The organism is Algoriphagus oliviformis, assembly GCF_017254915.1.
Classification (GTDB): domain Bacteria; phylum Bacteroidota; class Bacteroidia; order Cytophagales; family Cyclobacteriaceae; genus Algoriphagus; species Algoriphagus oliviformis.
Genome location: NZ_JAFKCT010000026.1, coordinates 1 through 1,397, shown reverse-complemented (window position 1 = coordinate 1,397; position 1,397 = coordinate 1). Strand labels below are relative to the sequence as shown.

2 protein-coding genes are annotated in these 1,397 nt (G+C 47.7%); both read left to right on the top strand.

Annotated features, from left to right (window positions below; all coding sequences use genetic code 11):
• Window positions 1-56 precede the first annotated feature (56 nt).
• Entirely contained in the window at window positions 57-440 is a 384-nt protein-coding gene (locus J0A68_RS22385; protein ID WP_206580492.1) for a transposase, read from the top strand.
• Complete coding sequence (locus J0A68_RS22380) at window positions 437-1,360, top strand: DDE-type integrase/transposase/recombinase (RefSeq protein ID WP_206580491.1); 924 nt, start codon at window positions 437-439, stop codon at window positions 1,358-1,360. Before J0A68_RS22385 ends, J0A68_RS22380 begins: the two co-directional genes overlap by 4 nt.
• Window positions 1,361-1,397 lie beyond the last annotated feature (37 nt).

Sequence of the window (1,397 nt, the reverse complement as noted above, 5' to 3'; positions counted from 1 at the left end):
TGACAATGCCTAAATAAAGTTGTCACATTTGTTGGTTGTCCCAACAATCAGACAAGATGAAAAACGGACTTAAGATTAGGCAAAGGAGAACGTTCAGTGAAGCATTACGGAAGCAAATAGTGGGTCAGCTAGAGCGTAAGGAGATGAGTATATCGGAGGTTTCCCGGGAATACGAAGTTTCAAAGGCGGCGATTTATACCTGGCTTTATCGATATTCTGGTACCTTGAAGAAAGGAACGCAAATGGTAATGGAAAAAGACAGCCAAGAGAAGAATAACCAGGAGCTTAAAAATCGGATTAAGGAGCTGGAAGCGGCATTGGGCAGGAAATCGCTGGAGGCGGATCTGTTTCGGGTAATCGTGGACCTGGCCTCCGAGGAGTACAAAACGGATCTAAAAAAAACTTTTGGCGAGCAAGCGTCCAACTTACCGGCGAAATGAGTCATACCTATGCATTCACGGTTGGATCGGCCTGTGAGATTCTGGGCTTTACGCGACAGGCGTATTACAAGAAGCGGAAGCCAAGGCTGGAGCTGGATGATCAGGTGGTCGAGTTTGTGACCAAAAAGTTGGTTGCCTCCCGCGAGCGTTGCCCGACCGTGGGCTGCAGGAGCATGTATGGTGATTTTGGTGACCAACTACCCTTGGGCAGGGACAAAAGCATTGAGTTGTTTATGGACCTGGGTTTCCGGGTGAAGTACCCCAAGCGGTACGGCAGGGCCACCCAGTCGGGCACCAGGGCGTTTCCCAACCTGTTGGCCCACAAAGATGTCAAGGGCATCAACCAGGTCTGGCAGGCGGATATGGCCCATTACCTCTACGGAGACAGCAAGCTCTACACGATCTACATTACGGATGTGTACAGCCAAGAAATCGTGGGATACGGAGCCTATGATTCGAACATTGCCGAGAATTATGCGGAAGTACTGGAGCAGGCTATCGGTAAATCAAAGCGCGGCAAAAGGCTGAAAGGACTGATCCACCACAGTGACGGGGGGAAACAGTATGAGAGTGAGCTCTATAGATCGATCTGCAGGAAGCATGAAATAGAGCAGAGTATGTGTATGTATTCTTATGAGAACCCGTATGCGGAGAAGACGAACGATCTGGTCAACAATGGTTACCTGAATAGCTGGAAGCCCAGAACACTCAAGGAGCTGAAGGGATGCCAAAGCAAAGCAGTCAAGGACCACAACACCAACAGAAGGAAACAGGCACTGGGAAATATCCCACCGGTACAGTTCAGAAAAATGCTGCAAAAAGAAAAAAGCATCACCGGTTATACATTGGAATTGAAACCAAGAATACCTGAACAACCAAAGAAGAAGAATCCATTGAAAACAGAAATTCTAACTCGATAATTGACAGAATAGTGACAACCATTTTCAGGCATAGTCA

Excerpts from the sequence above, each read along its gene's own strand:
- J0A68_RS22385 (WP_206580492.1), top strand. The coding sequence starts at position 57 with ATGAAAAACGGACTTAAGATTAGGCAAAGGAGAACGTTCAGTGAAGCA.
- J0A68_RS22380 (WP_206580491.1), top strand. The coding sequence starts at position 437 with ATGAGTCATACCTATGCATTCACGGTTGGATCGGCCTGTGAGATTCTG.